At 66.8% G+C, this 3,084-nt stretch carries 1 protein-coding gene; it reads left to right on the top strand.

What is annotated here, in order from left to right; all coding sequences use genetic code 11:
• Positions 1-3,084, top strand: a 3,084-nt coding sequence (locus MSIMFI_RS26625) for a type I polyketide synthase (RefSeq protein WP_191499925.1), incomplete at both ends; no start/stop codon positions are given.

Genomic DNA, 3,084 nt, shown 5'->3' with positions numbered 1-3,084 from the left:
GGTGGCCTATGCCTTGGGGTTGCAGGGCCCGGCGATCACCGTGGACACCGCGTGCTCGTCATCGTTGGTGGCCACCCATTTGGCATGCCAGTCGCTGCGCAACGGCGAAAGCGGTCTGGCGTTGGCCGGTGGCGTCACCATCATGACCACACCGGCAATATTCACCGAGTTCGCTCGGCAACGGGGATTGGCCGCCGACGGGCGGTGCAAAGCGTTCGCCGCGGCTGCTGACGGGACCGGCTGGGGCGAAGGCGCCGCGGTGGTCGTCCTCGAGCGTCTCAGCGATGCCCGCGACAACAACCATCCGGTGTTGGCGGTGATCGCGGGATCGGCGATCAATCAAGACGGGGCCTCCAACGGGTTGACCGCCCCCAACGGCCCGGCACAGGAGCGCGTCATTAAGCAGGCCGCGGCGCATGCCGGAATCGGCTTGGGCGAGGTCGATGTGGTCGAGGCGCACGGGACCGGCACCCGTTTGGGCGATCCGATCGAAGCCGGGGCGTTGATCGCCACCTACGGGGCTGCGCGTGATGCCGAGCATCCGTTGTGGCTGGGATCGATCAAATCCAACCTCGGTCATACCCAAGCCGCCGCCGGGGCTGCCGGGCTGATCAAAATGGTCTTGGCTCTCAACCACGACGTATTGCCGCCCACCCTGCACGTGGATCAGCCCAGCCCGCATGTGGATTGGTCGGCCGGGACCGTGCGGCTGCTCACCGAACCCACAATCTGGCCGGACACCGAGCACCCCCGCACCGCTGCCGTCTCCTCGTTTGCCATCAGCGGTACCAACGCGCATGTGATCGTCCAACAACCCCCGCCGGCGACACTCTGCCCAGCCTCAAAACCGGCAGGCACACCCCTGCGGCCGGTGTGGCCGATCTCCGCGCGCACCCCGGGGGCCCTGGTTGCCTACGCCGATCGGTTACACCAGCACCTCATCGACCACCCCGACGTCGATCCGAGCGATCTGGCCCACAGCCTGGCCACCACGCGCACCCACCACCCGTATCGCGCGGCTATCACCGCACCAGCGGCCGCCGAGGACGTCCACGCGCAGCTGCTGGCTGGGCTGGATGCTTTGCGCACCGGCCAGCCCCACCCCTTTTTGGCCCAACATCATCTGGCCCGTCAGGGCGCCAAGATCGTGTTCGTCTTCCCCGGCCAAGGCGCCCAATACCCCGCCATGGGCAACCAGCTCTACGCCGAGCACCACGTCTTTGCCCGCGCTGTTGATGACTGCAACCAAGCGCTGCGCCCCTTCACCGGCTGGTCGGTACGCGACCTCATCTGCCAAGACCGCGCAGCGCCACCGCTGGACCGCGTCGACGTGGTCCAACCTGTGCTGTTCACGATGATGGTCTCGCTGGCCGAAACGCTGGGCGGCTACGGCATCGTGCCCGATGCGGTAGTCGGACACTCGCAAGGCGAAATAGCCGGCGCCTACATCGCCGGGGCGCTCTCGCTCGAGGATGCCGCCAAGGTTGTGGCGCTGCGTAGCCTGGCGTTGGCGGGCTTATCTGGTACTGGCGCCATGGCCTCGGTTTTGCTTCCTGCGCAAGACTTGTACCCGCGCCTGCAGAACTGGGGCGAGCAGCTGAGCATCGCGGCGATCAACGGCCCGACACACACCGTTGTCAGCGGCGAACCCGCTGCGGTGGATCAGCTCATCACCACCTGCGAGCAAGATGGCATCCAAATCCGGCCCATCGCAGTGGATTACGCGTCCCACTCGGCCCAAGTCGAGCGACTCCGCGAGCGCCTCCTGCACGAACTGGCCGACATAACCCCGGGCCCTTCACGGGTTCCGCTGTATTCCACTGTCTCAAGCGCCCTATCTGACCATCCGTTAGATACCACCACCATGGATGCCGATTATTGGTACCGCAATCTGCGTGAGCCGGTCCGTTTTGCCGACCGTGTGGCCGGACTGCTGGCTGCTGGTGAGCACACCTTCGTTGAGTTGTCGCCGCATCCGGTGCTGGCCCCGGCGATCACCGATAGCCTGGCCACCGCGGCTGGGCGCACCCAATCGGCGGTGATCACCACCTTGCACCGCGACCGCCCCGACCTCGACACCCTCACCAGCGCACTAGCTCAGTTGCACACCCGCGGCCACAGCCCGGCCTGGCCCACCCTCTACCCGCATGCCAACACTGTGGCGCTGCCGACCTATCCCTTCCAACACCGCCGCTACTGGCTTACACCCACCCCCACCGCCGACGTCAGCGCCGCCGGACTCGACCGCCCCGAACACCCCCTGCTCGGTGCGGTTACCCACCTAGCCGATCAAGACCAGATCGTCATCAGCGGGCGCCTATCGATCAGCACGCACGCCTGGCTGGCCGCTCACCGTGTCCACGACACCGTGGTCTTGCCCGCAACCGGATTCATCGAACTCGTCCTGCACGCCGGCCAACACGCCGACTGCCCCGTCGTCGATGAGCTGATCCTGCACACCCCCCTGGTTTTGGCCGACCACAATCCCACCGATCTGCAGATCACTGTGAACCCCGTCGATGACACCGACCGACGACCCGTGACGGTGCACAGCCGAACCAGCGATAACCACCACCACAGTCCCTGGGTCTTGCATGCCAGCGGCGCGCTGCGCGCTGAGCAACCGAGCATCCCTGCCGCCACACCCCCACTTCTGGCCCAGGCCATCGACCCCCACAGCTTCTATGACCAACTGGCCACCACCGGCCTGCACTACGATCCGCCCTTCCAAGGTGTGTGCGCCATCAGCCAGCACCACACCGACCCCGACACCGTCGACGCCGAAGTCGCCTTGCCCGCCGACACCGACATCACCGGCTACGGCATCCACCCCGCCCTGCTCGACGCCGCCCTACACCCGCTCACCGCACTCACCAACCCCGACACCGACACCTCCGGCCCTCGGCTGCCGTTCGCGTTAACCGGGATCACCCTGCACGCCAGCACCGCCACCCGGCTCCACGTCCATTTGGCCCGTACCGGCGCGGACACCTATACCCTGCACGCCACCGATCCCACCGGCGCACCGGTACTCACGATCGCCACCGTGACGTTGCGCCCCCTGCAGCTCTCCCCACAACACCA

Source organism: Mycobacterium simulans, assembly GCF_900232995.1.
Lineage (GTDB): Bacteria > Actinomycetota > Actinomycetes > Mycobacteriales > Mycobacteriaceae > Mycobacterium > Mycobacterium simulans.
This window is presented reverse-complemented; position numbering and strand designations above follow the sequence as displayed.